Here is an 18,027-nt window from a genome sequence, read left to right as displayed (position 1 = left end):
TATCTTTTCTGACATTTTTCTGGTTAATTCATCTCATCCGCCACGGAAAAAGATGGCAACCCTCCAAAAAAGTCTTTTCTTCAATTACGACGAGGCAATAAATTAACACCACCTCAAAGGAGCATCACCATGGATCTTTCAACGGTCCTGAACGCCTTGGATCACTTTTTTACCTACCCCTTATTTACCATCAACCAGACCCCGATTACCCTCTCGTCTCTGGCATTTTTTGTCTTCATTCTGGGTGGCTTTATGATCATCAACACCCTGATACGACGTTTTCTGATCAACCAATTACTCAAACGCTCCAGGATGCCCAAGGCGACACAATACACCTTAACCCGCCTCATTCAATACTTCCTGATTCTTATCGGGACCGTGATTGCCTTTCAAGTCATCGGCGTCGACCTGAGCGGCCTCGTGGTCATTTTTGGATTTCTCTCCGTCGGAATCGGATTCGGCCTGCAAAATCTGACGTCCAATTTCATCGCGGGACTCATGTTGCTGTTCGAACAACACATCCAGATTGGGGACCGCATCACCGTGGGAGACACCGAGGGAGATGTGGCAGAAATCAACATTCGATCCACCACCATTCGTTCTCTGAACAACGTGGCTATCGTCGTTCCCAATTCCGAATTTATCTCTTCCACGGTGGTCAACTGGTCTCACGGTGACCCCAAAACCCGATTGGAGATTGAAGTTGGAGTCTCTTACAATTCAGATTTAGACAAGGTGATACAGTCACTTTTGGAAGCGGCAAAAGAAAACCCTATGGTGTTACCCCACCCGGAACCGAAAGCCTGGCTGATGAGTTTCGGAGATTCTGCCTGGAATATGCGTTTATTAGCCTGGGTGGAAGATCCACAAGGCAGAAGGCAGATTCAATCCGATATTAATTGCGCCATCGTCAAGAAATTTCGGAGAAATGGTGTGGAAATTCCCTTCCCTCAAAGAGATCTTCATGTCCGAACCTCCGTACCTTTGTCCCTCTCATCCTCCTCGACCTGAACATTGGGCCCAAACCTCAATCGGAGCAGGAAGGTTCCGATGGCTTTAAGAAATACTGGCCGTTACTCCTTTTGCATGCCGCTTCCACATTATCCCCATGGTATTTGAGAAGCTCTCACAGCATTGCTAGAATAATAGCCAGGTGAGATGTCTCCAAAAGCTGTAGACATCACTTGAGATCTACTTGCCCGGTTCGACATGTTGCAGCCATTTTTTCTAAATGTTGCCTAACATTTAAATAAATGATCACGATCTAAACGCCATCCACGAGATCCCCAACAATTGAACCACTTCACTTTCAAGTGAACGAAAGTACTGCATGCCCGGAAACACCCAGTGTGACTGAGGTCGTTCATTGTCACGCAGGAAAATTCATCTTCGTCAGAGTCTTTGTATAAAAAAGGAAAGTGCCCAAACGTCCTACTGTAACCGCGGAGAAAACGTGAATGAAATCCTTGATGGTCTACATTGTGGTGTTTGTTTTAGGAGTAGGATTGGGTTTAGGGGCACCATATCTCGCCGCCCGATATGCCCAACCCTATTTGCCCCAATTCCTTCAGGAAACCGTTCATCCCCTGACGGGGACCGTCACACATAAGGAACGCCAGCAGGACCGGTTGTTAATGACCGTCACCACGCCGAATGGCACCATCCTGGCGACCTTTCGGAAACAGGTTCCGGAGATTGACCTGCTTGTGGAAGAACAGGACTCTGTCACGTTGGACGTCAAGCAATATGAACCCTTTGTGACTGACCCACCGGTCATTAAAGTCAACAAACTCACACGGCAGGTCCCTGAACCGGCTCAACCCTCACCATCTTCGATCGAATCCGAACCTCTGCCGGACTCTCCGTTGAATCAGGTCCCCGCATCGGGAGAGCCATCTGAGGACACAGAACCTTCGCATCTCCCTCTCAATTAATGGCTGAGGGCCCAGGGGAAGAGAAAACCCCACGGGAAGATGTGGGCTCAGCAACGTCACGTACCAGTCCGGTAAGGACATTCTCTCTCAGGATGATCGAACGCCACGTGAAACTTATCGGTCCAGCCGACGCAGGAGCAAATTGGTCTCTCTGATCGACCAGCTCGTTGTCGGAGTGTTTATCGTATTTCTGCTTTTTAATTTCTAAGGAGGTCATTCCATGGATATCACCCTTTGGACCGCAACTCTTGAGGAATCGGTTGAGTACAGTTTCAAACTGTTTATGGCCTATCTTCCCAAAGGCCTCGGGGCCTTGATGTTGTTAGGCATGGGAATCCTCTTGGGAAAAATCGTTGAAGCGGGAACGAGCCGTGTGTTGCATATGATTGGGGTCGATCGTTTGCTGGGCGGCACCGGTGTTCTCACGCTGCTCAAAAAAATCGGTAGCCATAAAACAATTTCACAAATTGTCGGCCTTCTAGGATTTTGGCTGGTCTTTCTCCTCTTTCTGATATCCGCCACCGAAGCCTTAAGTCTCGCCCTGTTGTCCGAAACGTTAACCGGACTGGTCCACTATCTGCCCAAAATCGGCATGGCTATCCTTATTCTCGTTCTGGGCCTCCTAGCCACGAACTTTGTACGCGACCTGATCTCTGTTGCGTGTGATTCTTCCGGAATCCGGCAAGGCACCATCATTGCGCAAACGGTTTATATAGCCGCTACTCTGCTTGTTCTGGTGACGGCCATCAATGAGTTGGGAATTGACACGTCGCTGCTGAATCAAATCATTGTCATTCTCATTGCCGGACTCATTGCCGGAGCCGCCTTATCATTCGGAATCGGTTCTCGTTCAGCCGTGAGGAACCTGATTGCTGCCCACTACATTCAGCCCATTGTCCGAATCGGGGAAAAAATTCAGGTTGGCGCCTACAATGGCACCGTCACAGCCATCACTCCCATGGTCGTCGTCCTGGATACGGCAAAAGGAAGGGTCGTGATTCCTGCCGCGCAATTTACTGAAGTCACCAGCATTCTTTCTCCAACGGAAGGATAGGCCAATGAATTTGACCCAACAGCTCCGGCAAACCTTTATCCAGGAACATCCATTAGAGGCCGCACGCTACGTGGAGGAACTTCCGGCCCAGTCGGCGGGAGAAATGTTGCAGACCCTGGACCCTCAAGATATCGCCGCCTTTCTGGAGTATTGTCTTCCCGGCCCAGCGGCCGAAATTCTTAAACAGTATCCACCAGCAACCAGCGCGGTCATCCTCAGCCGGTTATCCTCCCGTTCGGCACGGGCTATCCTCCGTCAGTATGATTCCTCCACACAAACTTCTCTCCTGGATCAGGTTGACCCGGCCATCGGGGCACATCTTCGGCGATCAATCAATTTGCCGGATCATACCGCCGGCAGCCTCGCCGATCCGCATGTCCTGACACTTCCCCCGGACATCACCGTCGCCAAGGCCTTACAGCGGGTGACCCAAACCGTCGGGCAAGCCATCTATTATTTATACATCATTGATCATCAGACCATCCTGCGCGGAGTCATCCTCATGAAAGAGCTGTTTGGAGCCGAATCGACGATCACCGTGTCCTCCATCATGCAGCAGGACGTTAAAGCGATCCCGGCTTCGGCCAATGCCCTCGACATTGTCGCCCACCCCGCATGGGCTCAATACGACAGCCTTCCGGTCATTGATCAAGACCGTACGTTTATTGGCGCGCTTCGACATCGAACACTGAGGCAATTTCTCCAGTCACGTACCGGCGAGTATCAACCGGCATTTCTCTCCGATGCCCTCTTACAACTGTGGGAAGCGTATTCCCTCTCAGGAATTGGCCTGATGACCGCACTGGGAGAATCCCTGAGCACCTCAACACCGCCCACCTCTCCCCGGAAAGAACAGGAAACACCATGACGCCACCTGCAACGACTGAACAGATGCATCAGGCTTTTATTGCCAAATTTCCGGATGAAGCCGCCCATGTGTTTGAATCCTACGATCCTCAGGAGGTGATCCCCATACTTGCCGAGCTCCCGCCCACCATGATCGCAAAGGTCCTCTCGGTCATGTCACCCTCATTGGCCGCCGACCTGCTCGGAATCATTCCGCAACCGTTACTCCTGAGTGCGCTTCCTCACCTCCAACCCGCAGTGGCCGCCTCTCTCCTCCAACGAATGCCCGATGAGACTCGTGTAGCCATTTTGGCTGCCCTACCCCTGCACGTCTCAGCCGACATTGGACCATTCATGGAGTATTCGGAGGATTCGGTCGGCATGCTCATGGACGTCAAATTCTTTGCGCTCCCGGAAGACCTCACCGTCGAGGAAGCCATCCGACAGGTTCGCACCCATGACACCCAGCATCTCAATGAAATCTACATTATTGATCGGCGCCAGATCCTTGTGGGCGTCCTATCCCTCAGGAATTTGTTTTTAGCCCCTCCAAAAAAGAGTCTTGCGGTCTTGATGAAACGAGAATTACCGACCATTCATCCCTTGGAAAATCAGGAACAAGTCGTAGAAATTTGCAACGAATGGAAGGTCCTGACTATTCCGGTCACCGATTTGGACGGCCGCCTCCTCGGGGTCATTAGCAGTCAAGACATCATTCAGGTCGAAAAAGAAGAGGCCACCATTAGCATGCAAACCATGGTGGGTGCCAGTAAGGACGAACGAGCCCTGTCGCCGCCCGGATTCGCCATTCGAAAACGTCTCCCCTGGCTGCAAATCAATCTCCTCACAGCCTTTTTGGCAGCATTTGTGGTGGGGTTATTTGAGGACACCATTGCCAGATTTACGGCTTTGGCCGTTTTGCTCCCTGTCGTGGCCGGGCAATCGGGGAACACAGGCGCTCAAGCGCTTGCGGTAGTCATGCGTGGATTAGCGTTGCGGGATATCCGTCCTTCCCAATGGCTCCGCGTGACCTTGAAAGAATCCTATGTCGCCTTGGCCAATGGCGTGGCAGTGGCCGCGACGACCTGTACCGCCGTATTTGTCTGGAGCCAATCCTGGGGATTAACCATGGTCATCGGCGTCTCCATGATTATCTCCATGGTCATGGCCGGATTTTCCGGGGCAATCATTCCCATCATCCTTCGATCCCTGAAACAAGATCCGGCTCAATCATCATCAATCATCTTAACCACCGTAACCGATGTGGCAGGATTTTTTAGTTTTTTAGGACTTGCCACGCTTTTTTCCAGCTTTTTGGGTTAATTGATGCTCAGGGAATTATGAGAAATACGGTCACGGTCTGACAGCAGGATCTCCGGCAAAAACTATCCGGGATGAAGACACCACCCTTAAAGGAAAGGCCGTCTAGGTCACGTGAATTCAGGATCGGCACGCCCTCTTCCCTTGACAGAAACCGCGGCTTTGATACTCTCGCATTACAGGAATTCTGGTTACGTCAAAATGTCTCACCGCTCGTGAACGGACAAAGAAATCGCTCCACGAGATTCCGTTTTCCAAGCACACCATCGACAGAATAATACTTTGTGTGTTGTATGGATCAACATAGGGAGAAAAACCCCCACTTCATAGGAAAAAGGACACCGTGCAAAAAGAACAAACCCGAAGCTCTTTTTTGGCCTGCATCATGCTCTGGAGCCTACCTTTAATGCTCTCCGGCTGCTTTTCCCCGAAAGCACTGGAACATGTGGTCATTGCGTATGACCATTCGGTCACCAGATCCCTGGTCGAACAATTGCTCCTCAATATTGCCAGATCCCATCATCATCAACCCGTGCATTTCACAGCCATTTCCAGCATTGCCGCCACCTTTAATTATCAATTTTCGGCCGGGGCAACTCCGCCGCTCGGTGGGTTAGATGGCGGATTTGCATTGGCGCCCGTCTTTGGGGGCAGCATTGCTGAAAACCCCACGTTTACAATTAGTCCCATTGAAGGAGAAGATTTTACCCAACGTCTCCTAACCCCTCTCCGGGAAGGAAAATTGACCCTCCTGCTGAGACAAGGGGTCGACATTGATTTACTTCTCCGGCTCATGGCAGGGGAAATCCGTACGACCACGAATAATCAAGAAACCGCCTACTATAATCGACCTGCGGATCAGATCGGATATCCCAAATTTCGACAAATTGTTCTTCATCTTTCCCGTTTACAGGACAACAATCAGCTCTATATAGAACCCTTGGTATACGACCGGGAATGGATCCTGCCATTATCCTCCTTTTCTGCCGGAGACTTTCAAACTCTGGAAAATAACTATCGCGTCATTGTGGATGCGGAGAAGCAGATCTTTACCATTCAAAAACGGTCGATCGGACATACCGTGATTACGAACTACGACCCCACCACCATCTCCAATAGAGAGCGGTTGGCTCTGCAGGCCAAGGCGGATCGTTGGCCGCCGAACGATATCCTGGTCGATATCCGGCCCGACAACCCGGGAGGCGAATATCCGATACAAGGGGCATTTCGGCTCCGGAGTTTTCACGGCATTCTCAATTTTCTGGGTCGATCCATCGCGAGTGAGCCGGAGTATCATGTGGATCCGGATCCAGGAACGGGAATCGTCTCCGAAAATCCGGTCCGGGTCTTGGACATTATCGAATCCACTATTGAACGCCCTAATACCAAACTTTCCGTCACCCATGAGGGACATTATTATTCCATTGCCGATGAGGAGAAGCGATCATGGAATCAGGAAGCATTTCGCCTGCTATATCAACTATTTCAAATGACGGTCACCGATGCCCCACGAGGGAATGTCCCCAGTATCACCATTGCGAAATGAAAATTATGCGCATAAACGATCCAATCCGCTTACGGGAGTAAAATGTCGTTACCTCTCCCTCCAAGAACATTGGGGTGAGACACTTGAGGTTTAACTTCATCATCTCCGCCTTCAGGGTCGCCCATCCCAAAGAGTATGAAGGCGGATTACCCACCCATAGCCACCCTACCAATCATCGACCCTAACAAGGTGACGACAGGCTGTCCTTTCCCGGAACAAACTTTCCCTGGAGTTCCCTCCCACTCCTTCCTGAAACCCTTACTTTCAAAGTTAGACTGTAAAAACTGGTTGTATATTATAGAGGTTTTCTTTTGCCCTCATCTTTGCAAATGTTACTAACCCATGGAATGCCTCTTGCAGAGTGGAATTCACGAAGTCCATGTGAGGATCTTCTTCACCGAAGCTATTTCCAAAAATAGGAGAGGGAACGTGTGCGACTTATCTTCCCCAGATTTCCCGAGGGTGGTAAAATTATCAACTTGCTCTCAGGGTTTCTAGGGCGATATGGTACACTCCCTTTTAACCAGGGATTTTTTCTTTTACCTCCGATTCCCAGGTCTCGATATACGGAAAAGGAAGGTTGCCATTGGTTAGCTTTTGTTCTCCACTCTCCTCCCCTTCATGGTGATCCACGCGTCAACGGATTATCATTTCTAGCCACCAACATGACATTCCTCATACGTTTCATCCACTGCCTGTTTCTTACGGTGGTCATGGGGGGGGGTCTACTCGAAACCGCATGGGCGCAACCGGATTCAACCAAAGCTTTAAAGCAGCCACCAGGCACAGCATCCACCACGGTGACCTTGAGCTTGAACGATTCTTTATCCTTGTTCTTGGAAAAAAATCTTGATCTATTAATGACGAAATATGGGATCGATAATGCCAAGGGAATCGCCATCACGGCGAAACTTTTTCCCAACCCGACTTTTTTACTTTATGGAGGAGCCGCATTTACCAGTAAGCAAACCTTTGCAGGCACTCGCTATATCACTCCACAGCTCGAACAGATGTTTTTACTTGCCGGGAAACGGGGCTATCGGATGGAAAGCGCGGGCTATGGCATTCAGGCTTCTGAGGCGACATTCACGGATGCCATTCGTCAACTGACGCTCACCCTGAAAGACACCTATTACCAGGTCCAATTGGCCTCCCGGCGTCTTGATCTTGCGAAAGATAATCAGGAGCGGTTTCAGCGGATCCTAGCCATAGGGGAATTACGCTTTAAAAAAGGCTTCATTGCCGAAGTAGATCTCATTCGTCTGCGCCTCCAGGCAGTAGATTTCGGAGCACAGGTCATCAAATTTACGCAGGAAGTCCAAACCGCACTCGCCGACCTCCGACTACTCCTGGCCTTCCCGCCCACAATGGATCTGGTGTTAACCTCCGACCTCATTTATAAACGGGTCGCACCTGACATGGAAAGACTTCGGACGGAAGCGTTGAACAAACGTCCGGACCTTCAAGCCAGACGGTTCGTCCTCTCCCAGCAACAAACCAATTTAAAATTAGCCAAATCACTCAGGATTCCCGATCCCATTGTCGGAGGCGCATTCACCATGCAGGGGCCGCAAGGCGGGAGCAACCAACAATTGTATAGCCTCAACCTGGAAGTGCCGCTCCCGGTCTTTGACCGCAATCAGGGAGGCATTGCTCAGGCCGAAATCGCCATTCAAGTCGCGCAAGTCGATCTTCACAAGACAACCTTGGAAGTACAAAATGAGATTGAAGTGAATTACCGGAATTTAATCCAATCTCAACGTTTGGTGGAGGCCTATCAAGCAGGAGTGCTGGACGATGCCCAAACCACATTCTCCATTCTTGAGAAAGCCTATCAAAAGGGTGGGGTCACGCTCATAGATTTGCTCGATGCCGCCCGCACCTCACAGACCATTCTTCAAAACTATTTGGAAGCCCTCTTTGATTACCAACGCAACCTATTCCTCTTAGAACGAGCGGCCGGCCAGGATATTTTATGACACCCGGACCTCGTTTATACCCGTGCGTTCTTTTTATGATGATTCTCAGCGGGTTCGCCTGCACCCAGGAAAGCCCATCAGAAACCTCAGCGACGACGGACCTGGCCCCTGCGAGAAGCGACAAGGCACACCGCTCCCTTACATCAGCGGGGACACAAATTGTCACAGCCAAAGTGACCGTTGGGCCCTCCCACCCCGTCTTATCCTTAGCAGGAAAAGTGTCCTATGGGGAGGATCGATATTCAAAAGTCTCTTCAGCCCTGGTCGGTCGGGTACAAAAAATACATGGACAATTGGGAGATTTCGTGAAAGCGGGAGATCTCCTGGTCACCATTGAAAGTCCAGAGATTGCTTCGGCGTATTCGGAATTCATCAAAGAACATTCTGACCTATCTTACGCCCAACGGTCTTACAGTCTGGCCAAAGACCTGTATGAGATCAAAGCGCTCCCTCAAAAAGATTTAAAGCAGGCCGAAAACGATTTCGTGAAAGCCAAAGCGGAATTCCGGAGAGCCCGGGAAAAGCTCCTGGCCTTTCAAGTTTCCAAGGAGGAACTCGATAAACCCATAGCCGACCAAACGATTACGTCAACCTATCAAATACGAAGTCCCCTTTCCGGCACCATTGTGGATCGGGCCGTGACGCCGGGCCAATCGGTCAGCGGGGATCCCAATCAAGTACTCTTTACGGTAGCGGACTTAAGCACCGTGCAAGTCATTGCAGACGTCTACGAACGAGATCTGGGACTTGTGCAAATCAAACAACGAGCGACGGTAACCGTCGAAGCCTATCCCGAAACAGCATTTCCAGCCACCATCTCAGCCATCGGGGATGTCGTGGATCAAACAACCCGGACCATTAAACTCCGCGCGGTCGTGGACAATAGCGGTCGCAAACTCAAGCCGGGGATGTTTTCCCGTTTGAATGTCAAACTGAGCGAGAGCCTCCCCTACCCTCTTATTCCTCAAGAAGCCGTAGTGGAAATTGACGGCAAGATGTATGTCTATGTCGCGGATGGCGAAAATCATTATATGAAACGTCCGGTCAAAACCGGACTCCCCTCCTCCGGCCACATGCCCGTCCTCCACGGTCTCGAGGCAGGCGAAACAATCGTCGTAAAAGGGGTCGTGCTCCTCAAAGGCCAGGACATGAATGTCGAGGACGAGGGATTGTCCTCGGAACATCTTGCCCCCACTTCTCCCCCGAAATCATGATCGGCAGACTTGTCGAGCTGTCACTCGTCCAACGTGCTCTGGTCTGCACATTCGGGGTCTTCCTGCTTTTTGGAGGCCTCTATGCCTTTCATATTCTTGACGTGGTCGCCTACCCGGATCCCTCGCCGCCCTTTGTCGAAGTCATTTCTCAGAAATCGGGATGGTCCGCCGAAGAAATGGAGCGAATCATCACCATTCCCATTGAAACCGCTCTCCAGGGCATTCCCGGCCTTACCAATGTACGTTCCTTGTCTCTTTTTGGATTAAGTGAACTCAAGGTCTATTTTGAATTTGGCACCAATTGGTATGCCGTCCGCCAGGAAGTGCTGAATCGGCTCCACACCGTTGATTTGCCCGATGGCGTCAAACCGGAACTCTCTCCCTGGTGGGCCATCGCAGAAATTTATCGATACGAATTAGTGGGAGACGGCTATTCTCTCACCGACCTCAAAACCATCCAGGACTGGCAGGTCCGGCGTGAATTTAAACAAGTACCGGGCATCATTGATGTGACAGCGTTTGGAGGGACCACAAAAGAATATCACGTGGACCTGGATCCCGGCGCCCTGCTCACCTATGGAGTCACTCTTGCTCAGATCAAAGCCGCCCTCGCCAATAGCAATGCCAATGTCGGCGGCAGTTATTTGGCCTTAGGACCCCAAAGTTACAATGTCAGGGGAGTGGGATTTATCGACAGCTTGGACGACATAGCCAAGGTCGTCGTGGCGGTCAAAGATGGCACTCCCATCTTTATTGAAAATCTCGGGAAAGTATCCATTGGTACTGCGATCCGTTTGGGACAAGTCGGCATTAACGAGGTGGAGGACACTCTGGAAGGGGTGATTCTTCTGCAACGGGACACACAGGCTCTGCCCACCCTGGCACGCGTCAATCAAAAGGTACAGGACTTAAACCAAAAAAAACTCCCCGCAGGGGTCCAAATTAAAACCATTTATGACCGGACCACCATGATCAACACCGTCATTGAGACGGTCGTGCACATATTAATCAACGGCATGGTACTGGTGCTCATCGTTCTCCTGTTTTTCCTGGGACATTTCCGGACCGCCCTGATCGTCGCCTGTACCATTCCACTTGCTCTGCTGTTCACCTTTTCCGCCATGGTCATCATGGGACAATCCGCTAATCTCATTTCTCTGGGTGCGATTGATTTCGGGATTATCGTCGATGCCCCCCTGGTCATGGTCGAAAGCATTTTCTTTTATCTATGCCACCATGCCAAACCCGGGGTCACCCCTCCTCAGCTCATTGCGAGGGCCGCCCGACATGTAGGACGACCGATCTTATTTTCGACGGTGATTATCGTGGTGGCGTTCATTCCCCTTTTCACCATGACAGGGGTCCCGGGGAAAATTTTTGCGCCCATGTCCATTACCTATGGCCTGGCCCTGGCCGGCTCCCTGCTGCTGGCCTGCACCCTTGCCCCGGCCATGTGTTCCTTCCTGCTCAATGGACCCATGCGGGAACAGGAACCCCAACTGGTTTCCATGCTCAGGCAAACCTATATGGGGGCTCTTCGCTGGGGACTTTATCATCAGAAACAGGTGCTAAGCGCGGTGGGAATGCTATTGGCCGTGACCGTATTAGCACTCAACTTCATGGGTGGAGAATTCATGCCGGCGTTAGAGGAAGGGAATCTCTGGGTGCGGATTCGCATGCCGATCGATATCCGGTTTGACGATGCCGCAGCCTTGGCCAGCCGCATGCGGAAAATGTTTATGGAATCCCCCGAAGTAGCCACTGCAGTCTCACAGCTCGGACGCCCGGATGATGGAACAGACCCCGAAAGTTTTTTTAATGTGGAATATTACGTCAATCTCAAACCCCGGGCTGAATGGCGCCCAGAGCTGACTAAAGAAGGTCTGATCGAAGAAATTGAGGGACGCCTTGAAACGATCCCCGGCCTCAAGGTCAACTTCTCACAACTCATCCAAGACAGTGTGGAAGAAGCCATGTCGGGCGTGAAGAGCGAAAATTCCATTAAACTCTACGGGCACAACCTCACAGAACTTCAATCCCTTGCGGAAAAAGTAGAGGGTGAACTCAAAAACATCCGCGGAGTGAAGGAACTCAGCATCAACCGGACCATGGGACAACCCAACCTCCTGATTCAAGTTGACCGGCAAGCCTGCGCCCGTTACGGCATACAAGTCGGCGATGTGAATGCGATGGTTCAGGCCGCCATCGGGGGGGAAGCCGTCACGGAAGTGATCGAAGGGGACCGGCGATTTGAATTAGTAGTTCGGTTCCTTCCCCAATATCGACAAGACGAAACCACGATTGGGCAGATCCAGGTCAGTTCTCCCGAAGGAGTCGGCATTCCCCTTAAACAATTAGCCACGATTGTTCGGCAAACCGGTGCCTTTATGATTTATCGAGAAAATCACGAGCGATATATCCCTATTATGTTCAGCATCCGTGACCGGGATCTGGTGAGTACGATTCAAGAAGCCCAAGGACACCTCGAAGACCGGATCACACTCCCAGAAGGGTATCATCTCGAATGGGCGGGGCAATATGACCAATTGGTCAAAGAACAACAACGCCTGATGATTGTCGTACCCCTTACCATGATCCTGATTCTCTTTTTGCTGTACCTCACGTTTGGTTCCTTCCGGTACGCCTTTATCGTGCTCGCCACGGTTCCCTTTGCCATGATCGGAGGGGTACTCTCTCTGGTCCTGACCCATACCCCCTTTAGCATTTCCGCGGCCGTAGGATTCATTTCCACATTGGGGATCGCCATTCTTGGAGGCGTCCTAATCGTCTCCAGTATCCGGGAGTTGGAACAAAACGGCATCCCTCTCAAGGAGGCCATCCTTTCAGGAGCGGAGTTGCAGATGCGACCGGTGTTAATGGCCACTCTGGGTGCCGCGCTGGGACTAGTTCCCGCCGCGCTCGCAAGTGGTATCGGTTCCGAGGCTCAAAAACCCTTGGCCCGCGTGGTTGTGGGGGGCATGTTAACCGCCACCTTCCTCATTTTATTCGTTGTTCCCATCCTGTACCAAATGAGCAGTCAGTACTCAACGAAGCGATCCCGACCTCAACCCGATTCCGAAGAACAGGAACTTATCAACCAGATCACTACACCTAGCCGTGAGCATCCGTAACACTTCGCACAGCCTGTTTTCCAACCCCTACTCGATTTGACAAACTTTCCGAAAAATTTGGGACTCCCCTTTTCTAAAGGGGACTCTATGAAAAAACTTCCAGGAACTGCCGGTAAATTTTTACGTATCGAAAAATTTCTTCCCTTACCGGTATGGCTAATGACGCCAGCTAACTCATTGGCCATGAGGGGAAGTTGTGAGATCACCTTAGGAAAGCGGATAGAATTGAAGAGCATAAAAAGAATGGGGAACCCCGAACAATCATCCGGTAGCATGCTGAGGCCGGCGGAATTGGACTCCACGCCACTCGGGCGTGGAGTCCAGAAATCCCGCTTGCGTCAGTTCAGCAATGACTGCTATTCCAGAACAAAGCAGCTCTCTACGGCCGTCTGATTATAATTGGCCTCTCTGGCGAGCACTTCATACTTGAACTCTTCGCCCTGCGCCAGAAACTCCGCGGGAACCGTCACTTCTGTTATCCCAGGGGGGAGGATAATGCTCGTCTTAGAGGTGAATTCCTCTCCCATCACGTCCACATCTATCTCTAGGACGACCTCATAATTGTGAATGGCGACAGCCACGGGAGGCTGGACGCCGGCTCCGCCCCCATTGGCGTCTGGGTGTGATGTCATGACGGGATCCCAGGAGATGGTGACCGGGACGCTGGTTACCGTCACGTCGTACCCCGGATCCTCCTCGTCACATTGCTGGGCCATCGGCAGCCCATTCACATACGGTTGAGGTGGAGCCGGCATGACATGGGAGAGCTGAACTTCACTCTCCAACTCATTTCCGTCAAGCGCTTCCCCCTCTATCTCATACGTTCCCGCAGGAAACCGGCGAAAAAACCGTTGAGGCGAAAGCTCATCAAACGTTGGTTCGGCACTTTCAAAGAAAAACTCTGTCAATCCCTGGCGACCCAGGCGCCCGCTGACTCTGACGTTTAGCATTTTTCGTTCATTCGGATCTTCGATTTCGAGCTTTTTCCAGGCGTCGCCGTCGATAAGCGCATGAATACCCAAATCTCCGTCGGTGTTATTAAGTTCGAAGAAGATGTGCGCTTCCGAAAAAGGAATCTCATCATCATCCGCCCACACATCAGGGACAGAACTCAGCAATGTGAGGCCAAAGGCCGCCAACGACATAACAGTAATTTTTTGGAATACACTTTTCATTGAAATTTCTCCTTTTGAAATATGTGGTGATAAAAATTCTTTACCCAACTGCTTAACAGAACTTCCCATAGTGCATGTCTTACCTATGCCATGCCATTCATGGCATTGTTCGCTGAACCGTGCTGAGCAGGTGACCTGTTTCACAACATGCCTCCTTTCTTGGTCATACTTAATTGTGCTCATCCGGTGAAAAGCCCATGCACCATGTGTCCCGTTCTCCTCAGGAAGTTACAACGATAAGCTCGCAAGAACATGGCCGCAGAATTACCAACTGGTAAGGAAGGGGAAGAGAAAAAGGAGTTAGGGTGCGGAGATCCGACGGGAAAGACACGAGTGAAGATGTTGTGTCTTGGAAGATTTACTCATCCTGTTAACATACCAGCTATGCGTCCATGCCACTGATCGGGCAAAACTGCATCGCAAGCACGACCCCTCTCGTGAGGGGCAGTTGTCACAATGGTTCATTTTAGTTTTAAAGGAATCATTTTCCTTAAATGGATCCGGCCGAATGATTAGGTGTGAAATTCAACTGATTGCGAATCATGAGGTACACAACCAGCCAGCGGGAAGCAGGGATCCCCCAGGAGTAGAGGATCCCCGCTAAAGGTCAATTTTTTCAATCGACCCTCGTTCCCCCCTTGAGTCCCCCGCTAGATGAGGCTCCCGTTGCTTTGACAATGGAGCCCCAGAACCACATGGCCACCGACTCAGAAGGCACGGTTTTCCACACACAGCAATTCTCAATGGCCGTTTAATTCCCACTCGTCTGTTTTAAAGCACTTCACATTGGAACTCTTTGGCCTGAGTTAAAATTAGGGTCCATCAATTCTTCGGAGGGCCAGGTCGCCGTCCAACACGAGTCCCACACCCTGGCAATACCATTTCTCCGAAAGTTCATTTTTATCCAAAGGTGTGGTTTCATCGATTTTCACGCAGTTCTCGAACGTCCCGGCGGGGACAGTAATTTCAGACCCCATTTCCACATGATCGGCCCGATCAAGAGCTTCGGCGTTGGGAGCGAGCTCCTTATAGTATTTGGCTCCTAGCAGGCAGGCACCTCCGGGAAAAATAATTCCCGGTAAGGCATCGTCTTCCCCGACACGCCATTGTCCGGGATGAGTACCATCGGCTATCGTTACATCTTCACCAAATTAATACACATCTTGTGTCCCTTCACATTCCCAAATTCCGGGATAGCTTTTTACATTCTCCGTCAGCGGTTTAATATTCCTCAATCACGCGTGTAGTGACATCCACCATCTCCCTTTCATACTCAACGGAAAGCCTCTGAATTCTGGCAAGACCCTGATCCGAACAACGCAACAAATACCGTAAGCCAGAGTAGGGGTGCGGTCTTCATGGAAATTCTTCCTTGCTAAAAAACTGTGGTAACGCTCTGACACGTTCAGCATCATGGGGTCTTGGCGACCAGTTTCTACACGCGTCAACCCTTTCCGTACATAGCATTGACCACGACGGACGAAGTGTTCGATGAACCGTTTGGCAGCAGTGCTCCTTTCTTGCGCATGATTGTGTATGCCATACGTCCCGATATACTCAGGACCGTACTTGGAGAGGTTCACGAGAACCTGGCCGCAGGATTACCAACTGGTAAGACAGGCGAAAGACAAGAACTCAGGATGCAGAAGTGACAATGGAGAAGATACTGGTAAAGCTACTGCCTTGGGAGGATTCACTTGTGACGGTGATATCGCCACCATGCGCTCGTGCCACGGAACGGGCAAAACTTAATCCCAAGCCACAACCCTCTTGCGAGCGGCTGTGCTCACATCGGAAGAACCGGTCAAATACGCGGGGTTGATCGGATAGCGGAATGCCAACACCCGTATCCGTAATCGTGAGACGACAGTTATGTGGAGATCGGCTTAACTCAATACTGACCTGCCCGCCGGATTGGGTATATTTCATGGCATTATCCAACAGATTGGCCACCATCCGCTGAAGATGGTGCTTGATCCCGTAAATTCGGCAATTCGGATCGATAGATACCTTAAAGGTGATGTGTTTTTCTTCGGCCACGGCCTCGAATAGTTCACAGAGATCGGTCAACAGTTTCGAAAGGTCAACCGGTTCTTTCGACCCATTGATAACTCCGGCGTCGACTTCAGCCATATCCAGAGTGGTGTTAATGAGATGCATGAGACGATCGCATTCTCTCATGGTTTCGGTGGCCAGCCCCCTATCGTTCATAGCCGAATTGGTTTCGGCGAGCGCCCCCTCGGACATGGCTCGAATGCGTGCCAGAGGACTACGCAAATCATGGGCAATATTGTCTGTCATTTCCCGCATTTCACGGATGAGGCCTCGAATGCGTGCCGCCATGGCGTTAAAGGTATCCATCAGCGTTTGAATTTCCTCCTCCCCCGCCCTGACGGTCACCTGGCGATCCAGATTGCCTCGCTCGATATCCTTGGCCGCGCGGCTCACCTCCTCTATTCCACTGACCGCTTTCCTGGCAATCATCCACCCCACCCCGCACGATAAGGGAATGCCCAGAAAAACCATCCCGGCAAAGACCTTAAACAACAGCTCCATAATTTCTTCTTTTTTCTCTAGCGTTTCACCGATCAGCAACACCATATCCTGACCAATTTGGCTCAACACCATCCTGACGGGATAATCATGGTGAGGGAATTCTACGGTTTTCAACACCGGAGTGGTTGGGGTCATATTGTTTTGGAAAGTTGAGGCCGTTTTGGCGTCGAGGTCTTCCCACTCCGAAACATCGGTACTAAACACGACCTTTCCCTTCTGGTCCAATACCCGTAAAAAAACCTCGGTTTCATCACTTGAATTGATTTCCCGTATTATTTCCGCGATAACTTTTTCCAATCCCCCTTCATCCAAAAACTCCGCAAATTCCGCGATATCTTCCTTTAAGTCTTCATCCATGCGATGATTAAAAATAGTGTCTAGGTAGACGTATAAAGCCAAAACAGCCCCCACCAGACAGACCAGGAAGGTCGAGGCGTACCAGAAGGTCAGACGAAAACTCAGGGTATTGGGAAGCTTAATCATTGTTTTTCTTTACGACATATCCCAGACCCCGAACGGTGTGAATAAGGGGAAACTCAAAATCCCTGTCCACTTTTTCACGAAGCTTGCTGATACGGGCTTCCACAACATTGGTACCGGGATCAAAGTTGTAATCCCACACACGCTCCATAATCATGGTTTTGGACACCACATGGCCTGCGTTACGAATCATATATTCCAGTAAGGCGAATTCCTTGGGTTGGAGATCAATTTTCTTTCCCGAACGAACGACGGTTCGCGCTAACAGGTCCAACGTGAGATCATGAAAAGAAAGACTTGTGGGTTCAATGACATGCTGCGATCTTCGAAGCAAAGACTCCACTCGTGCCTGCAATTCGCTAAATGAAAAGGGTTTGACGAGATAATCATCTCCCCCATGCCTCAGCCCAGTAATACGGTCATCAACCGTTCGCTTAGCACTCAAGATAATGATGGGGAGATTCTTCCGCTCCTGGCGTAAGCGATCAAGAATGGACAGGCCATCCAATCCGGGTAACATGAGATCAAGGATTCCCACATCGTATTCCTGCGTCAGGGCGGCATGAAGTCCAATCAACCCATCAGCAAAATGGTCAATGGCAAAGCCCGCCTCCCTCAGACCCTTCTGAATAAAGTCCGCAATAATCTGATCATCTTCAATGAGAAGAATTCTCATACCGGAGACCTCCGGACAATACACAATCTTTTCGAATGTATCTTGCCTGAACCGGATTGGAACAAGTCAAGATTCATCCAACCTCTCAAAACCTGCAGCGACCCTCATTCGCTCCT

12 protein-coding genes are annotated in these 18,027 nt (G+C 50.7%); 9 read left to right on the top strand and 3 right to left on the bottom strand.

Going from position 1 to position 18,027, the window contains the following annotated elements:
* The first annotated feature begins 129 nt into the window (after window positions 1-129).
* The 9 genes from PQG83_RS17800 (at window position 130) to PQG83_RS17760 (ending at window position 13,024) form a co-directional block, all read left to right on the top strand.
* On the top strand, window positions 130-1,011 hold the full coding sequence (locus PQG83_RS17800) for a mechanosensitive ion channel family protein (protein WP_312743981.1): 882 nt from the start codon (window positions 130-132) through the stop codon (window positions 1,009-1,011).
* Between the two features lie 446 nt (window positions 1,012-1,457).
* Window positions 1,458-1,934, top strand: a complete 477-nt coding sequence (locus PQG83_RS17795) for a hypothetical protein (RefSeq protein ID WP_312743979.1) — start codon at window positions 1,458-1,460, stop codon at window positions 1,932-1,934.
* 220 nt (window positions 1,935-2,154) lie between these two features.
* On the top strand, window positions 2,155-2,988 hold the full coding sequence (locus tag PQG83_RS17790; RefSeq protein WP_312743976.1) for a mechanosensitive ion channel family protein: 834 nt from the start codon (window positions 2,155-2,157) through the stop codon (window positions 2,986-2,988).
* Window positions 2,989-2,992: 4 nt separating this feature from the next.
* Window positions 2,993-3,856 carry a magnesium transporter MgtE N-terminal domain-containing protein gene (locus PQG83_RS17785; RefSeq protein WP_312743973.1) on the top strand — a complete coding sequence of 288 codons (864 nt, stop codon included), beginning with the start codon at window positions 2,993-2,995 and terminating at the stop codon, window positions 3,854-3,856.
* Complete coding sequence (gene mgtE, locus PQG83_RS17780; RefSeq protein WP_312743970.1) at window positions 3,853-5,157, top strand: magnesium transporter; 1,305 nt, start codon at window positions 3,853-3,855, stop codon at window positions 5,155-5,157. The genes PQG83_RS17785 and mgtE overlap by 4 nt, the downstream gene beginning before the upstream one ends.
* A gap of 403 nt (window positions 5,158-5,560) precedes the next feature.
* Window positions 5,561-6,700, top strand: coding sequence for a hypothetical protein (locus PQG83_RS17775; RefSeq protein ID WP_312743968.1), 1,140 nt, complete (start codon window positions 5,561-5,563; stop codon window positions 6,698-6,700).
* Window positions 6,701-7,365: 665 nt separating this feature from the next.
* The gene (locus PQG83_RS17770) at window positions 7,366-8,679 is read left to right on the top strand and encodes a TolC family protein (RefSeq protein ID WP_312743967.1); all 1,314 of its coding nucleotides are present in this window, start codon (window positions 7,366-7,368) and stop codon (window positions 8,677-8,679) included.
* The gene (locus PQG83_RS17765) at window positions 8,676-9,893 is read left to right on the top strand and encodes an efflux RND transporter periplasmic adaptor subunit (protein WP_312743966.1); all 1,218 of its coding nucleotides are present in this window, start codon (window positions 8,676-8,678) and stop codon (window positions 9,891-9,893) included. Before PQG83_RS17770 ends, PQG83_RS17765 begins: the two co-directional genes overlap by 4 nt.
* Entirely contained in the window at window positions 9,890-13,024 is a 3,135-nt protein-coding gene (locus PQG83_RS17760; protein ID WP_312743965.1) for an efflux RND transporter permease subunit, read from the top strand. Before PQG83_RS17765 ends, PQG83_RS17760 begins: the two co-directional genes overlap by 4 nt.
* Before the next feature lie 356 nt (window positions 13,025-13,380).
* Here the strand turns inward: PQG83_RS17760 and PQG83_RS17755 are convergent, their stop codons facing one another.
* The 3 genes from PQG83_RS17755 to PQG83_RS17745 all read right to left on the bottom strand — a co-directional run bounded on the left by PQG83_RS17755 (window position 13,381) and on the right by PQG83_RS17745 (window position 17,911).
* On the bottom strand, window positions 13,381-14,199 hold the full coding sequence (locus PQG83_RS17755) for a hypothetical protein (protein WP_312743964.1): 819 nt from the start codon (window positions 14,197-14,199) through the stop codon (window positions 13,381-13,383).
* Window positions 14,200-15,834: 1,635 nt separating this feature from the next.
* Window positions 15,835-17,238, bottom strand: coding sequence for a HAMP domain-containing sensor histidine kinase (locus PQG83_RS17750; RefSeq protein WP_312743962.1), 1,404 nt, complete (start codon window positions 17,236-17,238; stop codon window positions 15,835-15,837).
* Window positions 17,231-17,911 carry a response regulator gene (locus tag PQG83_RS17745; protein ID WP_312743959.1) on the bottom strand — a complete coding sequence of 227 codons (681 nt, stop codon included), beginning with the start codon at window positions 17,909-17,911 and terminating at the stop codon, window positions 17,231-17,233. Before PQG83_RS17745 ends, PQG83_RS17750 begins: the two co-directional genes overlap by 8 nt.
* Between the last annotated feature and the right edge of the window lie 116 nt (window positions 17,912-18,027).

Origin of the sequence: Candidatus Nitrospira neomarina, from assembly GCF_032051675.1 — a bacterium.
Taxonomy (GTDB): Bacteria; Nitrospirota; Nitrospiria; order Nitrospirales; family UBA8639; genus Nitrospira_E; species Nitrospira_E neomarina.
Note: the sequence above shows the minus strand (reverse complement) of the source record. Positions and strands in the feature narration are given on the sequence as shown.